Origin of the sequence: Shinella sp. (genome assembly GCF_035998705.1) — a bacterium.
Lineage (GTDB): Bacteria > Pseudomonadota > Alphaproteobacteria > Rhizobiales > Rhizobiaceae > Shinella.
On record NZ_DASYHH010000033.1, the window covers coordinates 142312 to 161307 of the forward strand.

Annotated in this window: 22 protein-coding genes and 1 tRNA gene; 12 read left to right on the top strand and 11 right to left on the bottom strand. The window is 64.4% G+C overall.

The genetic code is table 11. The features are described 5' to 3' along the window. Window positions 1–91: 91 nt before the first annotated feature. Window positions 92–1171, bottom strand: a complete 1080-nt coding sequence (locus tag VGN93_RS28910) for a COX15/CtaA family protein (protein ID WP_414714205.1) — start codon at window positions 1169–1171, stop codon at window positions 92–94. A gap of 123 nt (window positions 1172–1294) precedes the next feature. Between VGN93_RS28910 and VGN93_RS28915 the strand changes: the two genes are divergently transcribed. From VGN93_RS28915 to VGN93_RS28925, 3 genes are all read left to right on the top strand, one after another. Beyond that, a complete protein-coding gene (locus tag VGN93_RS28915; RefSeq protein ID WP_319311684.1) occupies window positions 1295–1513 on the top strand; it encodes a DUF2842 domain-containing protein in 219 nt (72 codons plus the stop codon). A gap of 5 nt (window positions 1514–1518) precedes the next feature. Further along, complete coding sequence (locus VGN93_RS28920) at window positions 1519–2262, top strand: metallophosphoesterase family protein (protein ID WP_327510357.1); 744 nt, start codon at window positions 1519–1521, stop codon at window positions 2260–2262. A 189-nt stretch (window positions 2263–2451) separates the two neighbouring features. After that, the gene (locus VGN93_RS28925; RefSeq protein ID WP_327510358.1) at window positions 2452–3714 is read left to right on the top strand and encodes a GNAT family N-acetyltransferase; all 1263 of its coding nucleotides are present in this window, start codon (window positions 2452–2454) and stop codon (window positions 3712–3714) included. Window positions 3715–3720: 6 nt separating this feature from the next. Here VGN93_RS28925 and VGN93_RS28930 read toward each other — a convergent pair whose 3' ends face one another. Beyond that, window positions 3721–6006 carry an exopolysaccharide transport family protein gene (locus VGN93_RS28930; RefSeq protein WP_327510359.1) on the bottom strand — a complete coding sequence of 762 codons (2286 nt, stop codon included), beginning with the start codon at window positions 6004–6006 and terminating at the stop codon, window positions 3721–3723. A gap of 217 nt (window positions 6007–6223) precedes the next feature. On the opposite strand from VGN93_RS28930, the gene VGN93_RS28935 reads away from it, so the two are divergent. From VGN93_RS28935 to VGN93_RS28955, 5 genes are all read left to right on the top strand, one after another. Further along, complete coding sequence (locus VGN93_RS28935) at window positions 6224–6799, top strand: polysaccharide biosynthesis/export family protein (RefSeq protein WP_319311676.1); 576 nt, start codon at window positions 6224–6226, stop codon at window positions 6797–6799. A gap of 5 nt (window positions 6800–6804) precedes the next feature. Continuing rightward, the gene (locus VGN93_RS28940) at window positions 6805–7971 is read left to right on the top strand and encodes a glycosyltransferase family 4 protein (RefSeq protein WP_327510360.1); all 1167 of its coding nucleotides are present in this window, start codon (window positions 6805–6807) and stop codon (window positions 7969–7971) included. 79 nt (window positions 7972–8050) lie between these two features. Beyond that, on the top strand, window positions 8051–9616 hold the full coding sequence (locus tag VGN93_RS28945; protein WP_319311672.1) for an undecaprenyl-phosphate glucose phosphotransferase: 1566 nt from the start codon (window positions 8051–8053) through the stop codon (window positions 9614–9616). After that, on the top strand, window positions 9613–10854 hold the full coding sequence (locus tag VGN93_RS28950) for an O-antigen ligase family protein (RefSeq protein ID WP_327510361.1): 1242 nt from the start codon (window positions 9613–9615) through the stop codon (window positions 10852–10854). Before VGN93_RS28945 ends, VGN93_RS28950 begins: the two co-directional genes overlap by 4 nt. Beyond that, window positions 10851–12005 (top strand): glycosyltransferase family 4 protein, encoded by a 1155-nt coding sequence (locus tag VGN93_RS28955; RefSeq protein ID WP_327510362.1) that lies wholly within the window; start codon window positions 10851–10853, stop codon window positions 12003–12005. Before VGN93_RS28950 ends, VGN93_RS28955 begins: the two co-directional genes overlap by 4 nt. Window positions 12006–12064: 59 nt before the next feature. Here VGN93_RS28955 and VGN93_RS28960 read toward each other — a convergent pair whose 3' ends face one another. Then, window positions 12065–12316, bottom strand: coding sequence for a GlsB/YeaQ/YmgE family stress response membrane protein (locus tag VGN93_RS28960; RefSeq protein ID WP_319311665.1), 252 nt, complete (start codon window positions 12314–12316; stop codon window positions 12065–12067). 97 nt (window positions 12317–12413) lie between these two features. On the opposite strand from VGN93_RS28960, the gene VGN93_RS28965 reads away from it, so the two are divergent. Both VGN93_RS28965 and VGN93_RS28970 read left to right on the top strand, forming a co-directional pair. Continuing rightward, entirely contained in the window at window positions 12414–12572 is a 159-nt protein-coding gene (locus tag VGN93_RS28965) for a hypothetical protein (RefSeq protein ID WP_327510363.1), read from the top strand. 4 nt (window positions 12573–12576) lie between these two features. Further along, the gene (locus tag VGN93_RS28970) at window positions 12577–12774 is read left to right on the top strand and encodes a DUF2934 domain-containing protein (RefSeq protein WP_319311663.1); all 198 of its coding nucleotides are present in this window, start codon (window positions 12577–12579) and stop codon (window positions 12772–12774) included. Window positions 12775–12875: 101 nt separating this feature from the next. Here VGN93_RS28970 and VGN93_RS28975 read toward each other — a convergent pair. Then, window positions 12876–12952 (bottom strand) — tRNA-Pro (locus VGN93_RS28975). A gap of 383 nt (window positions 12953–13335) precedes the next feature. Here VGN93_RS28975 and VGN93_RS28980 point away from each other — a divergent pair. Next, the gene (locus tag VGN93_RS28980) at window positions 13336–13548 is read left to right on the top strand and encodes a hypothetical protein (protein WP_319311490.1); all 213 of its coding nucleotides are present in this window, start codon (window positions 13336–13338) and stop codon (window positions 13546–13548) included. Between the two features lie 24 nt (window positions 13549–13572). Here VGN93_RS28980 and VGN93_RS28985 read toward each other — a convergent pair whose 3' ends face one another. The 7 genes from VGN93_RS28985 to VGN93_RS29015 form a co-directional block, all read right to left on the bottom strand. Further along, window positions 13573–13767, bottom strand: a complete 195-nt coding sequence (locus VGN93_RS28985; protein ID WP_327510364.1) for a hypothetical protein — start codon at window positions 13765–13767, stop codon at window positions 13573–13575. A gap of 104 nt (window positions 13768–13871) precedes the next feature. After that, a complete protein-coding gene (locus VGN93_RS28990) occupies window positions 13872–14402 on the bottom strand; it encodes a MerR family transcriptional regulator (RefSeq protein WP_319311486.1) in 531 nt (176 codons plus the stop codon). Between the two features lie 176 nt (window positions 14403–14578). Next, window positions 14579–14917, bottom strand: coding sequence for an integration host factor subunit alpha (locus VGN93_RS28995; RefSeq protein ID WP_319311484.1), 339 nt, complete (start codon window positions 14915–14917; stop codon window positions 14579–14581). A gap of 99 nt (window positions 14918–15016) precedes the next feature. Then, on the bottom strand, window positions 15017–15988 hold the full coding sequence (locus VGN93_RS29000; RefSeq protein ID WP_327510365.1) for a beta-ketoacyl-ACP synthase III: 972 nt from the start codon (window positions 15986–15988) through the stop codon (window positions 15017–15019). Window position 15989: 1 nt separating this feature from the next. Beyond that, complete coding sequence (gene plsX, locus VGN93_RS29005) at window positions 15990–17048, bottom strand: phosphate acyltransferase PlsX (protein WP_319311480.1); 1059 nt, start codon at window positions 17046–17048, stop codon at window positions 15990–15992. Window positions 17049–17165: 117 nt separating this feature from the next. Continuing rightward, entirely contained in the window at window positions 17166–17717 is a 552-nt protein-coding gene (locus VGN93_RS29010; RefSeq protein WP_327510366.1) for a DUF177 domain-containing protein, read from the bottom strand. Window positions 17718–17738: 21 nt separating this feature from the next. After that, window positions 17739–18293, bottom strand: coding sequence for a ubiquinol-cytochrome C chaperone family protein (locus VGN93_RS29015; RefSeq protein WP_327510590.1), 555 nt, complete (start codon window positions 18291–18293; stop codon window positions 17739–17741). Between the two features lie 151 nt (window positions 18294–18444). On the opposite strand from VGN93_RS29015, the gene VGN93_RS29020 reads away from it, so the two are divergent. Further along, the gene (locus VGN93_RS29020) at window positions 18445–18927 is read left to right on the top strand and encodes an outer membrane protein assembly factor BamE (RefSeq protein WP_319311476.1); all 483 of its coding nucleotides are present in this window, start codon (window positions 18445–18447) and stop codon (window positions 18925–18927) included. Window positions 18928–18996: the final 69 nt, after the last annotated feature.

The window sequence follows — 18996 nt, forward strand, 5'->3', positions numbered from 1 at the left end:
TTCTCCCCCAGGGGGAGAAGGGAACCGTGGCGATGATTGCATTTCACGGGGATTTCCCTGCCGTCTCGCCAGGATAACGGGCTAACCGCTCCTACCGCTCATATTCCCCGATAAACCCGCGCCAATGCGCCACCGCAAACCCCAGCACGATCAGCGCGCCGCCCTGGTGCGCCAGCGCCCAGCCGAGCGGCACCTGCCAGATCAGCGTCAGGATGCCGATCGTTGCCTGAAGACAGACGAGGGCGAAGAGGACGAGGGCGCGGCGGGCGTGGGTGGTTTCGGGGGCGGCGCGCAGCGATGAGAGCATGTGGACAAGCACAAGCGCGAAGAGCACGTAGGCGCCGATGCGGTGGACGAACTGCACCGTCTTCGGGTTTTCGAAGAGGTTGATCCACCACGGCTGCTGGAGGAAGAGGCCGCCGGGCACGACGGCGCCGTCCATCAGGGGCCAGGTGTTGTAGGACAGGCCGGCGTCGAGGCCGGCGACGAGCGCGCCCAGATAGATCTGGAAGATCGCCATGCAGGCGATGATGCCGGCCATGCGCTGCGAGGTCGCGGCCGGGGCCGGATCGTCGCTGTGCGGCGAGAGCGCGCGCATCAGCCAGGTGGTCCAGGCGAAGATCAGACAGGCGATGGTGAGGTGGGTGGCGAGCCGGTACTGGCTGACGGAGACGCGGTCGGCGAGGCCCGAGGACACCATCCACCAGCCGATGAACCCCTGGAAACCACCGAGCGCCAGGAGCCCGACGAGCGGCCAGCGCAGCTTCTTCTCGACGCGGCCGGTCAGCCAGAAGAAGGCGAGCGGCACGGCGAAGACGAAGCCGATGGAGCGCGCGATCAGCCTGTGCGCCCATTCCCACCAGAAGATCGTCTTGAACTCGTCGACGGTCATGCCCTTGTTGACCTGCTCATATTGCGGAATGCGCTTGTAGAGGTCGAATTCCTCCTGCCATTCCGCGGCCGTGATCGGCGGGATGACGCCGTGGATCGGCTTCCATTCGGTGATGGACAGGCCGGATTCGGTCAGCCGCGTCGCGCCGCCGACGAGCACCAGCACGAACAGCGTGAACAGCACGAAGCCCAGCCACCGGCGCACCTGGCGGCGGTTGCGGTCAGTCTTTTCCGTGTCGTTGTCACTGCGGTATGCGGTCGCGGTGGTGGCGGTCATCATAACTGCTCCTTGTCTTGGCGTTGATTTGCCCGACCGGGCCGTGCAAAACAAGGCCCGAACCTTTGCGGCATGCCGTCGCGCCCCTTTGCCGGCCCTGCCGCCCTTGAGATCGAAAGACCGAAAATGCCCCCTCGCCTCAGAAAACTGATCGGAACGGTGCTGATCATCATCCTCGTGCTCGTCTATGCGCTGGTTGCCACGACGGTCGCCGCAGCCCTGCTCGGGGCCTCGCCGTGGTACATCCACCTGCTCTATTTCGCCGCGACGGGCCTGCTCTGGATCCTGCCGGCCATGCTGATCATCAAGTGGATGGAAAAGCCCGAAAAGCCCCGCGAGGAGTGAAGGCAATGCGCATTGCAGTGATTGCGGACATCCATGGCAATGATCTCGCACTGGAAGCGGTGCTGGCGGATATCGATCGCCGCGGCATCCGAGAGATCGTCAATCTCGGCGATCACCTGAGTGGCGCCCTCAATGCAGGCCGCACCGCCGACATCCTGCTGTCGCGCACCGATATCGCATGCATCGCCGGCAACCACGACCGCTGGCTCCTCGAAAAACAGCCCGACGCCATGGGAAGCTGGGACCGCAGGGCGCACGCGCAGCTCGCCGCGCACCACCTGAACTGGCTGGCCCAGCTGCCGCCGACCCGTCTCGTCGCAGACACCGTCTTTGTCTGCCACGGCACGCCCGAGACCGACGCCACCTACTGGCTCGATGAACCCTCCGGCGAAGGCGTGATGCAGCTTTCCCCGATCGAGCGGATCGAGGCGCTGGCCGGAGGCATCGACCACCCCGTCCTTCTCTGCGGCCATACCCATATCGCGCGCGCCGTGCGCTTGCGCGACGGCCGTCTGGTCGTCAATCCCGGCAGCGTCGGCTCGCCCGCCTATGATGACGATGAGCCGGTGCCGCACAAGGTCGAAGCAGGTACGCCCCATGCGCGTTATGCCGTGATAGAGCGGCACGGAGACCGCTGGGACGCCACATTTCATCTCGTGGACTACGATCACATCGCCATGGCCCGTCTGGCGGAAAGCCGCGGCGAGCTTGCCTGGGCAAGTGCGCTTGCCACCGGCTGGCTGCGCTGAAGATCCGGTTTCAACCGATCGCCCCGAACGTTCGGCTTTTCGGATTTTCGTTATGAAATTGCTAACCGCGACGGCCAAATTCCCCGGGCATGCGCCGCGATGCCACTGGATTTAAACCATTTCCGCAAGTCTGGTGCCTATGGTGTTTGTGCGGCGATCCGGCCGCATCGGGTGCATAAGGGCGACGCCATGGGAGCGATGCAACTCAATTTCCAGATCATGCCGTCCGAGCGGGAGCTCGCGAGCCGCTATTTGGGCCTTGTGGCCGGCGGCGAGCGCACACCCTCGACGGTGCCGCTGTCGATCCGCCTGCACGACCGCATGGAGACGCTCGAAACCCGCTGGCGGGCGCTCGAAGCGGAAAACAATCTTTCGCTCCACCAGAGCTACGACTGGTGCCGCGCCTGGGCGGAGACCCATGCCTGCAAGCTCCTGATCGTCGAAGGTTTTTCCGGCGGCCGTACCCATCTCATCCTGCCGCTCGAAATCGTGCGCCACGGGCCGGTACGCACCGCCCGTTTCCTCGCGACCTCCTTCAGCAACATCAATACCGGGCTCTATACGGAAGAATTCCACTTTCTCGCAGCCCCCCCGCGGCTGCGCCAGGCGTTCGAGCAGGCGCGCAGCCAGTTCGCCCGCTATTTCGACCTGTTCATGCTGGAAAAGGTGCCGCTCAACTGGCGCGGGGAAACGAATTCCTTTGCCGACCTGCCCTCGGTGCTGAACCAGAACGCCGCCTTCCAGCTCGAGCTTTTCGACGATTTCGACCGCACGCTGGCGCAGGTCAATGCAAAGCGCCGGCGCAAGAAATTCCGCAATTCCGAGCGCCGGCTGGCGACGCTCGGCGGATATGAACATGTGGTGGCATCGACGGGCGACGAAGGCCGCCACCTGCTCGAAACCTTCTTCCGCCAGAAGGCCGCGCGTTTCGACACGATGGGCCTGCCGGACGTCTTTCGCGACGAAGAGACCCGCAATTTCTTCCGCCGCGCGGTTTCGGTGCCGGCAAAGGACGGCAACTATCCGCTCCAGATCCACGCCGTGCGCCTGAAGGGTGAAAACGACGGGCGAATCATCGCCATTGCCGGACTGTCGCGCAAGGGCGACCATGTGATCTGCCAGTTCGGCTCGATCGACGACACGATCGCGGCCGATGCCAGCCCCGGCGAATTCCTGTTCTACCTGGCGATCCGCAAACTGTGCGACGAAGGTGCCCGCCTCTTCGATTTCGGCATCGGCGACCAGCCCTACAAGCGCTCCTGGTGCACGATCGAGACGCCGCAGCACGACCTGCTCTGGCCGACGACGGTGGCCGGCAGCATGGTTGCGGCGGTGCACCGGGCGAAGGCCGGCGCCAAGCGGCTCATCAAGCAGAACCCGCAGGTCTATTCCTTCCTGCAGCGCATGCGCTCCGGCAAGACGGAGTTCGTCCGCGCCGACGACGCAGAGTAGCGTTTTTTACGCCGCGCGGCGCCCCGGATAACGCGGCGGCTCCGCGCCCTCGCCCGTCATCAGCACGATCTCGCTGTAGCCGGCCTCGCCGAAGGCGCTGATCAAGTCGACGATCTCGTCTTCCTCGGCCCCCGGAATGGACAGGATGATGTCGGTCTCCCGCCCGCGCGTCAGGCGGCGCACGCCTTCCACGTCGGCCGGGCCGCACTCGACGATCACCGTGTCATAGGCGCCGGCGAGCGAATCGATCACCATTGCCAGCCGGTCGATGCCGCGCATGGCGCGCTTGATGTTGGCGTTGCCGCGCGGGATGATATGCGCGCTGGACAGCCGGTCGCCGTGGATGATGTCGCCGAAGGCGGCGTCGCCGACGAGAAGGTCGGTGATACCGGGCACATGGGTCGACTGCGCCATCAGGCGCGTCGGGCAGGCCGAGCCGGTCAGGTCGATCAGCAGCGTCTTGCGGTGTTCCTCCGCGATGCGGCGGGCGAGCATGACGGTGGCGGTCGATCCGCGGTCGCCGGAGGGCGAGACGGAGATCGCGACCGAAACATTGTTCTCGATCATGTGCCAGGCGACGGAGGCGACGGAGAAATCCCCATCGTCGGCGAGGCCGGGCGTATCGAGCAGCGAGGCCTGGACGGTTTCCGGCTCGACCTCGTCCTCGTCGGGCGCAATGCTCGACAGCAGCGATTTTGCCGGCGCGCGCACGTCCCTGACGGGGCCGTAGTCCGGACGGGCAACCGGTTCCGTGCGGACAACCTGTTCGTTGCGCACCGCCGGCTCTGCATGCACAACCGGTTCGGGCTTTACGACCGGCTCCTCCACCACGATTTCGGGTTCGATCTCCTCGATCTCCTCCTCGCGGCGATAGGCGACGACGCCGACCGGTTTCAGCGCGCGGCCGCTGAACAGTTCGGCAAGCAGGATGACGATGGCGCTCAGCGCAAAGCCGGCGACGGCGCCGACGATGGTGATCGGCAGGATTTTCGGGAAGGACACTTCGGTCGGCTCGACGGCCGCCGAGATGATGCGGGCATCGGCCGGCGTCGAGCCGCTGTCGGTGCGCGACGTCGCCTCGCGGTAGCGGGCGAGATAGGTTTCGAGCAGCTGGCGCTGCGCCGTCGCCTCGCGTTCCAGCGCCTTGAGGCCGACTTCGTCCTCGCCGGCGCGCGCCGTATCCGCCTTCACCGTGTTGAGCTGCTGCACCAGCTGCGTTTCGCGCAGCCGCGCGGTCTTCGCCTCGTTTTCGAGGCTGGACAGGATTTTCTGCGTCTCCGCCTTGATCTGGCCGCGGATGCCGACGAGCTGCGAGCGCAGGCCCTTCAGCCGCGGATGGCCTTCCAGCAGCGAGGTGGAGAGATCGGAGATCTGCCCCTGGATCTGCGCCTCGCTCTCCTTCAGCCGCTGGATCATCTGCGAGCCGACGACGTCGGTCAGCGTATCGGGCGCGCCGCCGGCCGTCAGCACGTTGCGCACGCTTTCGGCACGCGCCTCCGCATTGGCGCGCTCGCCGCGCACCCTAGCCAGTTCCGTCGAGATGTCGGTCAGCTGGCGCACGGCGAAGGTGGAGTTTTCGCCCGTCGGCAGCAGGTCGGATTTCGAGCGGTATTCGGCGACCTTCTGTTCAGCCTCGCGCACTTTTTCGCGCAGGTTGGCGATTTCCGGTTCCAGCCAGCGTGTCGCCTCGGAATTGGTGTCGAGCTTGGCGCCGCTTTGCAGCGAGAGATAGACCTTGGCCATCTCGTTGGGGATCCGGGCGGCAAGGTTCGGATCCTTCGAGCTGAACTCGATGGCGATGACGCGCGACTTCTCCACCTGGTAGACGACGAGCTTTTCGGCAAACTCCTTCAGTACGCGGTCTTCGGGTGCGAGATCGAGCGGGTTCTTCTTGAGCCCGAAAAGAACGAGCAGGTCGGAAATGGCGGATGGCTGCGCCGTCGGATCGAATTCCTCGATCTCCTGCAGCTTCATGTTGCGCGTGACCTGCTTGATGAGGTCGGCGGATTTCAGGAGCTGCACCTGGCTTGCAATGCCGAGCTCGTCGAAGGCCGGCGGCTGTTCGCGGCCCTGCGAGCGGTCCGTGCCCGTCGTGAAGGCCGGCTCGCGCGTTTCGATGAGAAGGCGCGCCTCGCTCTTGTATTTGGGCGTGATGAGGTTTGCGCCGGCAAAGGCGATGCCCGCGCAGGCGACGGTCGCCAGAAGCACGCGCATGCGGTTGCGCCAGATCGCACCGAAAAGACCGCCAAGGTCGATATCGACATCCTGCTGGCTTCCGTGAACGCCCGACATATCCCTACTCCACCACACGACGATGACACGACGATTTCTGGGCACGGTAAACAAACATGGTAACGCAAGGGTTAATCACCGGCGGTTGTCCCCTCACCTCCGCGCGCTGGCCTCACGAAAAAATCGGACCCGGCCTGCCGGCACCTTTACCAGCCATTAACCCTAACGGATCGATAACGGGATCAGATTTCTGATTTGCGGGATTGGGTTCAAGCGAATGACATTCGCCACCATCAACAAGGGCATGCTGCTCGCGCTGGCACTCATCGTGCCGGCTGTGGCGGGCTGCAGCAGTTACCGCCCCGCCCCCAAGGCGTTCCACGAGGCGACCATCCAGCCCTATCGGCTCGACAGCGGCGACCGCCTGCGCATCACCGTCTTCGAGCAGACCGGCCTTACCAACACCTATTCGATCGACCAGGCGGGCTACGTCGCCTTCCCGCTCGTCGGCGCGGTGCCGGCGCGCGGCAAGACGATCCAGGAACTCGAAGGCGCCATCGCGGCAAAACTGCGCCAGGGCTATCTGCGCGATCCCGACGTCTCCATCGAGGTCGACCGCTACCGCTCGATCTACATCATGGGCGAAGTCGGCCAGGCCGGGCAGTACAGCTATGTCGCCGGCATGACGATCCAGAATGCCATTGCGGTGGCCGGCGGCTTCTCGCCGCGCGCCAACCAGGGCAGTGTCGACGTAACCCGCAAGATCAACGGAAAAATCCTTACCGGCCGCGTTTCCATCTCCGACCCGATTCTTGCCGGCGACACGATCTATGTTCGCGAACGGCTGTTCTGAGCGTTATGGCGGACGATGGGCCTCTGCGCATCATACATTGTTTCCGCTCCCCCATCGGCGGCATCTTCCGGCATGTGCGCGATCTCGCCGAATTCCACGCAAAGGCGGGCCATGAGGTCGGCATCGTCTGCGACAGCCTTACGGGAAGCACCTTCGAGGACGGGCTTTTCGACGAGATCCGGCCCTATCTCGCACTCGGCCTCGTTCGCCTGCCGATCAGCCGGTCGGTCAGTCCCGGCGACATCCGCGCGTTCTGGAACAGCTATCATGAAATAAAAACTTTGCAGCCGGATGTCCTGCACGGGCACGGCGCCAAGGGTGGCGCCATTGCCCGTCTCATCGGCTCAGCCCTGCGGGTCAACAGGTATCGCGTAGCCCGCCTCTATTCGCCGCATGGCGGCAGCCTGCACTACGACCGCCGCACCGCGACTGGTTTCGCGGTGCTGGCGGCCGAGCGGCTGCTCGAACCGCTCGGCGACGCGCTCGTCTTCGTCTGCGACTATGAGCGGGACGCCTATGCCGCACGCGTGGGAAAACCGCGCGTACGCACCGAGCGCATCTATAACGGCATCCACGACCGCGACTTCGCGCCGGTCTATTCCCGCGAGGATGCCGTCGATTTCCTCTATATCGGCATGCTGCGCGACCTGAAGGGGCCGGACCTCTTCGTCGACGCCTTCGCCCGCACCGAGCGCCGCGTCGGCCGGCCGCTGTCCGCGCTGATGATCGGCGACGGGCCGGACAAGGCGAAATACGAGGACATGATGCTGCGCGCGGGCCTTGGCCGGCGCATCGGCATGCTGCCCGCCATGAAGGCGCACGACGCCTTCGCGCTCACCCGCAACGTCGTCGTGCCGTCGCGCGCCGAGGCCATGCCCTATATCGTACTGGAAGCGCTCGCCGCGCGAAAACCGGTGATCGCCAGCCGCGTCGGCGGCATTCCGGAGGTTCTCGGCCCCGATAGCATCGCGCTCGTCGAGCCCGGCAATCCCGATGCGCTGGCCGCCGTGATGGCCGAGGCGGCGGTCGACCCGGACTGGCGGCGCAAGGTGATGCCGGAGCCGGCGGCCTTCAAGGAAACCTTCTCCGCCTCCGTCATGTCCTCCTCCCTCATTGGCCTCTACCGCGAGATCCTGGCCCGGCAGAGTGGCGGAAATCGGCACGTTTCCTGACGCCGGCACCTCACGCCACGTAAACGTTTCTTAGGGGCTTCGTGCTATTCCCGAAGCAAAGCCTCCACAGGTGCGTGCCATGAACCATGTCGACAAGCCCGCCTCCTTCGATGCGGAAGCCCTGAGGCGGAAAGCCTCCGAGATCAGAACCATCACACCGGGATCGCCGGCCGAGGAGTATGACGGCGGCAAGACCGTCGAGCTCAATCCGCTTGCCCAGAAGATCGCGCTCCAGTTTCGCGCCGATACCTATTCGCCGAGCATGATCATCGGCCTGTTGCGCCTCGCCGAATTCCTGGCGCTGCTGACGCTCGGCTATGGCATTCATGTGCTCTATGTCAGCATGGGCATGACGGGGTTCTACCTGTCGGTGCTCGTCGGCGGTGCTGCGATCGGCGTGCTGCTGCTCCAGCTCGCCGATGCCTACCAGGTGCCCGCGCTTCGCTCCCCCTGGCGCATGACGCCGCGCATCCTTGCCGCCTGGGCCATCGCTTTCGCCATGATGGCGCTCATCGTCTTCTTCTTCAAATCCGGCGATCACTATTCCCGCGTCTGGTTCGCGTCGTGGTTTGCCGCCGGCGCCGTCTATCTCGTCATCGAGCGGCAGGTGATCGCCTATTCGATCCGCCGCTGGGCGCGCAACGGCACCATGGAACGCCGCGCCGTGATCGTCGGCGGCGGGGAACCGGCCAAGGAGCTCATCCGCACCCTCGAGCACCAGCCGGAAAATGACATCCGCATCTGCGGCATCTTCGACGACCGCGACGAGCGCCGCTCGCCCTCGATCATCGCCGGCTACCCGAAACTCGGCAACGTCGCGGAACTGGTGGAATTCGCGCGTCTGGCGCGCATCGACATGCTGATCATCTCGCTGCCGCTCTCGGCCGAGGCACGCATCCTGGCGCTGCTGAAGAAGCTCTGGGTGCTGCCGGTCGATATCCGCCTTGCGGCACATGCCAAGGGCCTGCGCTTCCGCCCGCGCAGCTATTCGCAGGTCGGCAGCCTGCCGATGCTCGACATTTTCGACAAGCCGATCGCCGACTGGGACAATGTCGCCAAGCGCATCTTCGACATCTTCTTCAGCCTGCTCGCCATCACCCTGCTCTGGCCGGTGATGCTCGGCGCCGCCATCGCCGTGAAGCTCACCTCGAAAGGCCCGATCATCTTCAAGCAGAAGCGCCACGGCTTCAACAACGAGATCATCGAGGTCTACAAGTTCCGCTCGATGTACACGCACCTCGCCGACCCCTCGGCCAAGGCCGCCGTGACGAAGGGCGACCCGCGCGTCACCCCCGTCGGCCGCTTCCTCCGCAAGTCCTCGATCGACGAATTGCCGCAGTTCTTCAATTCCCTTCGAGGCGATCTCTCCCTCGTCGGCCCGCGCCCCCACGCCATCCAGGCGCAGTCGCACGACCGCAAATATGTCGATGTCGTGGAAGGCTACTTCGCCCGCCACCGGGTCAAACCCGGCGTCACCGGCTGGGCGCAGATCAACGGCTGGCGCGGCGAGATCGACCATGACGACAAGATCCGCTTCCGCACCGAGTTCGACCTCTACTACATCGAGAACTGGTCGCTCTGGCTCGACCTGAAGATCCTGTTCCTGACGCCCTTCCGCCTGCTCAATACGGACAACGCGTATTGAGCGACGCGGCCTTACCCTACGCGCCGCCCTTCCGGCCGCATCTGGCGGCCGTCGGCGTCATCGGCTCCATGCTGGTGACGGTCGGCGTGTTCCTGTCGGGCTTCGTCATCAGCGAGCCGGCGCCCTACGAGGTCTTCATGGCCGGCCTCATCGGCCTGTGGGCGATCGTCGGCCTGCGCATCTCGCGCCATATCGCGCCGCTCCTGATCCTTCTCGTGCTTTTCAATGTCGGCGGCATGCTGTCGCTGACCGTCATGGACGACCTCGCCGGCGGGCCGATGTACATCGCCGTCTCGCTGTTCCTGGCGCTTTCCAGCGTCTTCTTCGCCGCCATCATCGAGGCAAAGCCCGCGCGGCTCGACCTCATCTTCCGCGCCTGGGTGGCCGGCGCCCTCATCACGTCCCTCCTCGGCATCCTCGGCTACTTCCATGCCTTTCCGGGTAGCGAAGCCTTCACGCTCTACGACCGCGCCAAGGGCGCCTTCCAGGATCCGAACGTCTTCGGCCCCTTCCTCGTCGCGCCCTCGCTCTACCTGATGCATGGCCTGCTCACCGGCCGCATCCTCGCCGCCCCCCTGAAGGTCGCAGGCGTGCTGATCCTGGCGCTCGGCCTGTTCCTGTCCTTCTCGCGCGCCGCCTGGGCGCTCTATCTCTTCTCCGTCGTGGCGCTCGTCTTCGTCATGCTGCTGAAGGAGCGCACCGGCGCCTTCCGGCTGAAGATCCTCATTCTCAGCCTCTCCGCTGCGGGCCTGATGGTCCTGGCGCTGGTCGTCGCACTCCAGTTCGACAAGGTCGCCGACCTGTTCTCCAGCCGCACCCAGCTCGTGCAGGAGTATGACGGCGGGCATCTCGGCCGTTTCGATCGCCATCGCATCGGCTTCCTGATGGCGATGGAAAAGCCGCTCGGCATCGGCCCGATGGTGTTCAGCACGATGTTTCCGGAAGACGAGCACAATATCTGGCTGAAATCGCTGACCACCTATGGTTGGCTCGGCTTCGTCTGCTACCTCGCCCTGATCCTCTGGACACTATGGGCCGGCTTCAAGGCGCTGCTGCGCAACCGGCCCTGGCAGCCCTACCTGATGATCGCCTACATCACCATCGGCGGCCACACCGCGATCGGCTTCGTCATCGACACGGACCACTGGCGCCATTTCTACCTGCTGCTGGGCATCGTGTGGGGTTGCCTCGCGCTCGAAAAGCGCCACGCAAGCCAGATCGCATCGGACCGGCCATGAGCAAGAAGCAGGACAGGACCCCGCGGCAGATGCGTCTGCTCCAGGTGCTGGAGCCGAGCGGCGGCGGGTCCGGCCGGCATTTCATCGACCTCTGCCGGGGCATGCAGGCGCGCGGCCACATCGTGCACGCCATCTATTCGCCGCTGCGCGCCGAGGAACGCTTCGTCGAGGAATTGCAGTCGCTGGCCCTTGCCGGCACGCATATCGTCGCGATGACGCGTTCGCCCGGCCCCTCGGACCTCAACGCCTGGCGGGCGATCCGCGCCGTCATGCACCAAGCCGGCCCCTTCGACATCGTGCACGGCCACAGTTCCAAGGCCGGCGCGCTGTCGCGCCTGCGCCTGCCCGGCCGCCACATCCCGCGGGTCTATACGCCGCACGCCTTCCGCACCATGGATCCCGGCCTCGGCAATCTCGGCCGCAAGGTCTACGGCTCGATCGAAAAGCTGCTCGCGCGCGGCTTCACCGACAGGTTGATCTGCGTCTCCGCCGACGAATATGCCCATGCCCGCGCGCTCGGCATGCCGCGGGAGAAACTCTCCATCGTCGTCAACGGCGTGGAGACCCCGCCCGACGACGCAAGCGAGGCCGTGCGCCGGACGCTCGGCATTCCCATGGACGCCCTGCTCTTCGGCTTCGTCGGCCGGCTCTGCCACCAGAAGGCGCCGGAGCGCCTGGTCGCCGCCTTCCAGCTTCTCGCCGGCCGCGTGCCCAATGCCCATCTCGTGATGATCGGTTCCGGAGAAGCGGAGCGCGCGATCGCAAGGCAGGTCGCAGCCAGCGATCACGCCTCGCGTATCCACCTCACCACCGGCTTTACCGGCCCGCAGGCCATGGCGGCCATCGACGTGCTCGTCATGCCGAGTCGCTACGAGGCGATGTCCTATGTCATGCTGGAAGCGGCTGCGGCCGGCAAGCCACTGATCCTGACCGACGTCGGCGGCGCCTCCATGGTGCTGAAGGACGGCCAGAACGGCGTGCTGGTGGAAAACGACGACGATCCGAAGCGGCTTGCCGGCGCCATGCTGCGTCTCAGCGATCCCGACCGGCTCGCCCGCCACGGCGCCGCCGCCCGCGCCCGCAGCGGCGACTACAGCCTGGCGCGCATGATCAGCGAGACGGAAGCCGTCTATCGCGGCCTCGTCGCCTGAAACGAAAAAGGCCGCCCCTCCTTTTGGGAGAGACGGCCCTTCGAAACCTTTGCCGTGCCCTATCGCCTGACCGCCCTGGCGATCGCGATAAGGATGCAGGCGCCGATGAAACCGGCGATGAGATAACCGATCCAGCCGCCGAGCGAGACGCCGATCAACCCCAGCAGCAGATTGGCCACCGCCGCGCCGATGATGCCGAGCACGATGTTCATGAGAACACCCATATTGCTCTTCATGAACATTTCGGCGAGCCAACCGGCAACGCCGCCAATGATGATGGCCGCAATCCAGCCGATACCTGCGTCTTCCATTCCCGTCTCCTCAAGCTCCGGATAACCGGCGACAGGGCCGGCGGGTAAGATAACGCAGACAGGGTCATAAAGTTCCGCTCACCCATTCCGGTGACCCGTGAACGGGGTCCTGGAGGCAAAGTTCCGATGGAACAAGGACGCGAAGGGCTGCGTTTGGCTGCAAACCGAAAGGAGTTTCGCCATGAACAACATTATCTATCTGGTAGGCCTCGTCGTCGTCGTCCTGGCCGTGCTGTCCTTCTTCGGGCTGCGCTGACACCATGACCGACGATCGCGAAAGCCGCATTCGAGACCGCGCGTTCGAGCTCTGGCAGCAGGAGGGCTCGCTCGACGGGCGGTCCCTCGGCCAGTGGCTGCAGGCTGAGAAGGAAATCGACGAGGAAAAGGATGAGGTCGTCAGCGAAGACGGCCCGAACCCCATCAGCTTGAACGAAGACCGCAAGGGCGCGCCGAATTAACCGGCCAACCTGGCTCGCCACATAGATGGCAGCGGGTGGGGACAATTTCTGCTGCAAATTTTACGGCTAAAAGACTTTGGGGGCTAAGTCCTTGAGTTTAATGGTCGGAATGGCGGGATTCGAACCCACGACCCCTTGACCCCCAGTCAAGTGCGCTACCGGGCTGCGCTACATTCCGGACCGCCGAAACCCCTATAGTCTGGGGCACGGCGATGCAAGGGGAAATTTTTCGCATTCCACCACAGATGTCGGCAGTGCCCGCAAAAGTGCAATTTTTTTCACAACCGTACCAGAATCGGAGAATCAGGCCTTCCCGGGGATTAGACCAAAGTCGTAGGGTGTTGTCGCTCGCTCGTCATTTGCGGGCACTCCCCCGCGTCACAGAAAGCCAAGCGTGACGCTTGTTTGCCCCGCCACTGTGCGGGGCTTTTTCTCTCCGCCGATCCCATCTCGCCGCTTGACTCGCAAGCGAATGAGAACATAATAGGAACAACGGTAGAGACCTTTCCCGGACCTCGAACAACAACCCCGCTTGCTGTGCCATCACAGGAGAATGCAGACGTGCGACCGCTTCCCGAGTACGAAGCCCAGACCGAAGATGGCAAGGACGATGCCGTAAGCGCCGCCCTTGCCTGGCATGATGGCGATGCCCGCGCGACGATCGCCACGCTGCTTGCCGATTGCGCCCATCTGCGGCGCCAACTCGACATGAGCCGTTCGGCGATGAGCCGGGGTTTTGTGCGCGGATGGGAACCGGTGCAGCAGCGCGACTGACGTTAAAGGCCGACTCAGAGGACGTTAAAACGTCCCGCCGCCCGCAATGGGGCTGACTAGCGGCAACGGTGGGTCGTTCGGGTTCTTCTGATCGCCGGGCTTGATGATCGGCGGGACGACGCCGTCTTCCTGCTTGCGATCGGGAATACCGCCGGTGTCCTGCGGGCCGCGCGGCGTTTCGGTCTCGTTGTCCTCGGGCGTGCGCTTTTCTGTGGTCATAGTGGTCTCCTTTCGTCGAAGGGAGAACCAATCCGCTGCGGCTATGTTCCAGGCGATGGCGGCCGCCTACCAGTCAGGGTTCGGCCGAATACCTCCTGACGCGCTCAGCGGACCTGGTCGAGCAGGCGCTTGCATTCCAAGAGGTCGTAGAGCGCTTCCTGAAGCAGCGCGCGGTCTTCCTTGCCGACGCTGGTCTTGCCGAGCGAGATTTCCGGCGGGTCGTCGGTGCCGCCGACGAAGGAGAAGAAGCGGCGGCTGGTGGGCGCCTTGGCGCGGCCGACGATCTGGTCCTCGTCGCTGGCGGCCTTCGGCGGCGACGGTTCCTCGTGGCTTGCGGCGGCGAGCGCCTCGACGGTCGCAAGATCACCGCTGGCGATCGCCGCGACGAAGCGGTTGCCGTTGACCTTCAGCAGCTTCTGCACGCCCTTGATCGTATAGCCGTGGTCGTAGAGCAGGTGCCGGATGCCCTTCAGGAGATCGACATCTTCCGGACGGTAATAACGTCGCCCGCCGCCGCGTTTCATCGGCTTGATCTGCGTAAAACGTGTCTCCCAGAACCGCAGCACGTGCTGCGGCAGGTCGAGATCGTCGGCCACTTCGCTGATGGTGCGGAACGCGTCCGGACTCTTGTCCATTCTACCCTCGATGAAAGCTCACGGCACAGCGCGCGGTCGACCTTGCCGAATCGTATTCATTTCAGCGGGTTGCCGAACGATATTCAAGTTTCAATTTGCCGAACGGCCGGCAATCGGCAGGAAAATCGCCCAAAGCGCGTCGCGATCCTTAAGATTGGCACGCTGGGCGGCAGGCTTCAGGAGGCGGGCGACGCCGGCTTCAGCTTGGCCTTTCGCGAGAGATGCGACTTCAGCACCCGCTGCTTGAGCACGTTGGAGGCCTTGAAGGTCATCACCCGGCGCGGCGATATCGGTACTTCCTCGCCGGTCTTCGGGTTGCGGCCGATGCGCTCGTTCTTGTCGCGCACCTGGAAGGTCGCGAAGGAGGAGAGTTTCACGCTCTCGCCCCGCACGATGGCATTGCAGATCTCGTCGATCACGGTTTCGACAAGCTCTGCGGATTCGGTCCTTGAAAGGCCGACCTTCCGGAAAACCGATTCGGCCAAATCTGCACGTGTCACCGTTTTGCCGCTCATCGTTCCTCACCGATTTCCTATTGAAAGCGCATGGTTAAGTGGCGAAAGAGTATTGTCCTTGCCCCTTCGGGTCAAGCGGTCCGGCGGGCCGGCGTTACGCTACCAGCGCAGCAGCACCGCGCCCCAGGTGAAGCCGCCGCCCATCGCCTCCAGAAGCACGAGGTCGCCCTCCTTGATTCGCCCGTCGCCCGCAGCGGCGGCCAGCGCCAGCGGGATGGAGGCTGCGGACGTATTGCCGTGCAGGTCGACGGTGACGACGACCTTTTCCAGCGGAATGCCGAGCTTCTTGGCCGAACCGTCGATGATGCGTTTGTTGGCCTGGTGCGGCACCAGCCAGTCGATGTCGTCGGCCGAAAAGCCGGTCGCGTCGAAGGAGGAGTAGACCACGTCGGTGATCATGCCGACCGCGTGCTTGAAGACCTCGCGGCCCTCCATGCGCAGATGGCCGACCGTGCCGGTGGTGGACGGGCCGCCGTCGACAAAGAGTTTTTCGCGGTGCGCGCCGTCGGAGCGCAGTTGCGTCGTCAGCACGCCGCGGTCCTGGTTGGTCCCCGCCCCTTCCTGGCCTTCCAGCACGACGGCGCCGGCGCCGTCGCCGAAGAGCACGCAGGTCGTGCGGTCGGTCCAGTCGAGGATGCGCGAGAAGGTTTCCGCGCCGATGACGAGCACGCGTCTTGCCAGGCCGCCGCGGATATAGGCGTCGGCGGTGGTCACCGCATAGACGAAGCCGGAACAGACGGCCTGCACGTCGAAGGCAAAGCCGTGATGCATGCCGAGGCGGTTCTGGATGTTGACGGCGGTCGCCGGGAAGGTGTTGTCCGGCGTCGAGGTCGCGACGATGATGACGTCGATGTCGGCGGCGGTCAGCCCTGCCTTGTCGAGGGCAGCGCGCGCGGCGCCTTCGCCGAGCGAGGCGGTCGTCTCGCCCTCGCCCGCGATGTAGCGCTGGCGAATGCCGGTGCGCTGCACGATCCAGTCATCGGACGTGTCGACCATGCTTTCCAGTTCGGCATTGGTGAGTACCCGCTTCGGAAGCGCTGTTCCGAAGCCGCGGACCACTGAACGGATCATTCTATACCTCGTCGATCATGCCCTGGGCGGCGCCTTCAACGGGGCGGCCCGCATGATACTTCTGCAAATCTTTTTCGATCTTGTCCTTGAGGCCGTTGCGGGCCATGTCGTAGCCGACATCGACCGCGGCCGCGAACCCTTCGGCATCCGTGCCGCCATGGCTCTTGATGACGATGCCGTTCAGGCCCAGGAACACGCCGCCATTGACCTTGCGCGGATCCATCTTCTCGCGCACCCGGTCGAAGGCGCTCTTGGCGAGGATATAGCCGAGCTTGGCGAGCCAGGTGCGCGACATGGCGGCGCGCAGGTATTCGGCCATCTGCCGCGCCGTGCCTTCCGCCGCCTTCAGCGCAATGTTGCCTGCAAAGCCTTCCGTGACCACCACATCCACCGTGCCGCGACCGATATCGTCGCCTTCCACGAATCCGTAATAGTCGATCGTGTCGAAATTGGCCTCGCGGATCAGCTGGCCGGCGGCTTTCACCTCTTCCTGGCCCTTGATCTCCTCGACGCCGACATTGAGCAGGCCGAGCGTCGGCTTGTCGATCTCGAACAGCGCGCGCGCCATGGCGCCGCCCATCAGCGCGAAATCGAAGAGCTGGCCCGCATCCGCGCCGATCGTCGCGCCGATATCGAGCACGATGCTTTCCCCTTTGAGGGTCGGCCAGATGCCGGCGATCGCCGGGCGCTCGATATTGGCCATCATGCGCAGGCAGAATTTCGACATGGCCATCAGCGCGCCGGTATTGCCGGCGGAGACGGCGACATCGGCCTCGTTCTTGGCGACCGCATCGATCGCCCGCCACATGGAGGATTTGCCGCGGCCGCGGCGCAGCGCCTGGCTCGGCTTCTCGTCCATGGCGACGGCGACGTCGCAATGATGGAAGACGCTTGCGGCCTTCAACTTCGGATATTGCGCCAGGATCGGCTCACATTCGGCGGAAATGCCGAAAAGCACGAAACGAATGTCGGGATGGCGCTCGAGAGCCTTGGCTGCGCCCGGGATAGCGACCTTGGGGCCGAAATCGCCACCCATGACGTCGACGGAAATTCTGACCACGCGTGTCTTGCCTTAGTTCTTGTTTCCCGCGGCAGAGGGGCCACCGCAGCGGAATTCGGCCAAAATACCGCTTTTCGCCGAGGGCACAACTGAATTATCGGGCGCTTCCGGGGCCGTTCAGTCTTTTTTCCAGTCCTTGAGAACGGCGAAGGGCGAGGGTTTGCGATCGTCCTCGTCGGTGCTTTCGATATGGCCGGCAAAGGCGACGTCGGCCCGGCGCGGATAGGGGTCGATCGCCAGTGCGACATGTTCGGCGGCGGCGACGCCGGCGTCGATCGTGTCGCCGGTGAAGATTTCCGGCGCATCCGGCCCCTCGGGGTCGAGCAGCATCTCGCCGCTCTCGGCGAGCGGAAGCCGCGCGAGCTTGGACCCCTCCGGCACGAAGATGACATCGACCGGCTCGTCGATATGCGCCTCGACCGGATCCAAGGTCACGACGCAGGCCTGCACGATATCCGCCGTCACGCGCCCCTTGAGGCGCACGCCGTCGCGCTTCCAGCGCTGGACCTGCAGGGTGGCGGACAGGGCCTTTACCTCCAGCACGGACCAGAGCCTTGTCAGCCCCGCGCGCTCCTCGGCATCGGCGTTGATCCTCACCTCGACCGGGTTGGCGGAGATATGCCCTACCTTGACCAGGTAGGAGAACGGCGTGTCGTCGTCTGTGTTCATTCTATCTTCCTCGGGCCGCCCTCAGGCGGCCTCTCCTTGCGGGCCGGGCTCCGCCACGCGCAGCGCACCGGTCGCGATGTCGTTCTCGCCGACGGCCGTCATCGTCTTTTCGGCCGAAAAGAGGTAGTCGGCAAGTCCCGCCATCGACGGTGCGCCCTCGCCCGCCTGCGGGTGGATGTTGCGCCTGAGCGCTGCCGCAAGCGCTTCGCGATCGCCGGAATCGAGCGCCGCCGCATAGGATTCCAGCCGACCGTAGAACATACCGGCGAACTTCTTCATGCGTTTGGGCACACCGACGTCGCCTACTCCGAGCTCGCGAATCGAATGATCGACGTCCTCGAAGAAGGCGTCGACGATCTCCTGGGCGATCTCCTGGCCCGAGGTCGCACTTTTGCGCGTGCGCCGGAAGTAGAGGATCAGCATGGCCGACAGCATCTCGAAACGACCCATCACCGTGTCCGGAACATCAAGCACTTCATAGAGATAGGGGTGACGCGCCGCCTTTGTCAGCGTCGCGTACTGTTTTTCGACGATGCGCCGGTTGCCGTTTTTTTTGCCGAACAGGCCGAAAATCATCATAAAGCCTAGTTTTGCCCGATTCAAACAATGTGCCGTCGCAAGTCATGTTGCATGACGGTCGAAGCTGGTTTACCGAAGCAGGCATGAATTGCAATGGCTGCGCGGCCATCACTATCCCGGGATGTTGTTGAAGAGAGATGCTCTGAACATGAAGCTGTTGCGTAACGCCGCCATTGCCGTCACCCTCTCCGCATCCGTCGTCGCAGGCTGCCAGGGTCCGGGCGAAGTGCTGCACCAGGGATATGTCGTCGACCAGGAGACGCTGGCGCTGGCACCGGTCGGCTCGTCGCGCGAACAGGTCCTGCTCTCGCTCGGTTCGCCCTCGGCGACCGCGACCTTCGACAACGAAGTCTTCTATTACATATCCCAGAAGCGCACGCGCCCGGTCGCCTTCATGAAGCCGAAGGTCGTCGAGCAAAGCATTCTCGCCGTCTATTTCGACAAGGAAGGCGTCGTCGAGCGCCTCGCCCATTATACGCTGAAGGACGGCCGCGTCTTCGACATGATCGCCCGCGTTACCCCCACCGGCGGCAACGAGCTCACCTTCCTCGGCCAGCTTTTGCGTGGCGGCGGCGGCAATGCGCCGGGTGCGGCGATCCAGAACTTCTTCAACACCGGCGGCCCGAAATAAGCATCGGCAGTATCGCAAGAATCAAAAAAACCCCGGGGATCGCTCCCCGGGGTTTTCTTTTGTGCGTCT

Bases quoted from the DNA above. Each gene is read 5' to 3' on its own strand.
- VGN93_RS28945 (WP_319311672.1), top strand. From the start codon at position 8,051: ATGAACCATGTCGACAAGCCCGCCTCCTTCGATGCGGAAGCCCTGAGG.
- VGN93_RS29020 (WP_319311476.1), top strand. From the start codon at position 18,445: ATGAAGCTGTTGCGTAACGCCGCCATTGCCGTCACCCTCTCCGCATCC.
- VGN93_RS28940 (WP_327510360.1), top strand. From the start codon at position 6,805: ATGGCGGACGATGGGCCTCTGCGCATCATACATTGTTTCCGCTCCCCC.
- VGN93_RS28955 (WP_327510362.1), top strand. From the start codon at position 10,851: ATGAGCAAGAAGCAGGACAGGACCCCGCGGCAGATGCGTCTGCTCCAG.
- VGN93_RS28930 (WP_327510359.1), bottom strand. From the start codon at position 6,006: ATGTCGGGCGTTCACGGAAGCCAGCAGGATGTCGATATCGACCTTGGC.
- VGN93_RS28935 (WP_319311676.1), top strand. From the start codon at position 6,224: ATGACATTCGCCACCATCAACAAGGGCATGCTGCTCGCGCTGGCACTC.
- VGN93_RS28925 (WP_327510358.1), top strand. From the start codon at position 2,452: ATGGGAGCGATGCAACTCAATTTCCAGATCATGCCGTCCGAGCGGGAG.
- VGN93_RS28995 (WP_319311484.1), bottom strand. From the start codon at position 14,917: ATGAGCGGCAAAACGGTGACACGTGCAGATTTGGCCGAATCGGTTTTC.
- VGN93_RS28920 (WP_327510357.1), top strand. From the start codon at position 1,519: ATGCGCATTGCAGTGATTGCGGACATCCATGGCAATGATCTCGCACTG.
- VGN93_RS28985 (WP_327510364.1), bottom strand. From the start codon at position 13,767: ATGACCACAGAAAAGCGCACGCCCGAGGACAACGAGACCGAAACGCCG.
- VGN93_RS28990 (WP_319311486.1), bottom strand. From the start codon at position 14,402: ATGGACAAGAGTCCGGACGCGTTCCGCACCATCAGCGAAGTGGCCGAC.
- VGN93_RS28960 (WP_319311665.1), bottom strand. From the start codon at position 12,316: ATGGAAGACGCAGGTATCGGCTGGATTGCGGCCATCATCATTGGCGGC.
- VGN93_RS28915 (WP_319311684.1), top strand. From the start codon at position 1,295: ATGCCCCCTCGCCTCAGAAAACTGATCGGAACGGTGCTGATCATCATC.
- VGN93_RS28970 (WP_319311663.1), top strand. From the start codon at position 12,577: ATGACCGACGATCGCGAAAGCCGCATTCGAGACCGCGCGTTCGAGCTC.
- VGN93_RS28910 (WP_414714205.1), bottom strand. From the start codon at position 1,171: ATGATGACCGCCACCACCGCGACCGCATACCGCAGTGACAACGACACG.
- VGN93_RS29015 (WP_327510590.1), bottom strand. From the start codon at position 18,293: ATGATTTTCGGCCTGTTCGGCAAAAAAAACGGCAACCGGCGCATCGTC.
- VGN93_RS29000 (WP_327510365.1), bottom strand. From the start codon at position 15,988: ATGATCCGTTCAGTGGTCCGCGGCTTCGGAACAGCGCTTCCGAAGCGG.
- VGN93_RS29010 (WP_327510366.1), bottom strand. From the start codon at position 17,717: ATGAACACAGACGACGACACGCCGTTCTCCTACCTGGTCAAGGTAGGG.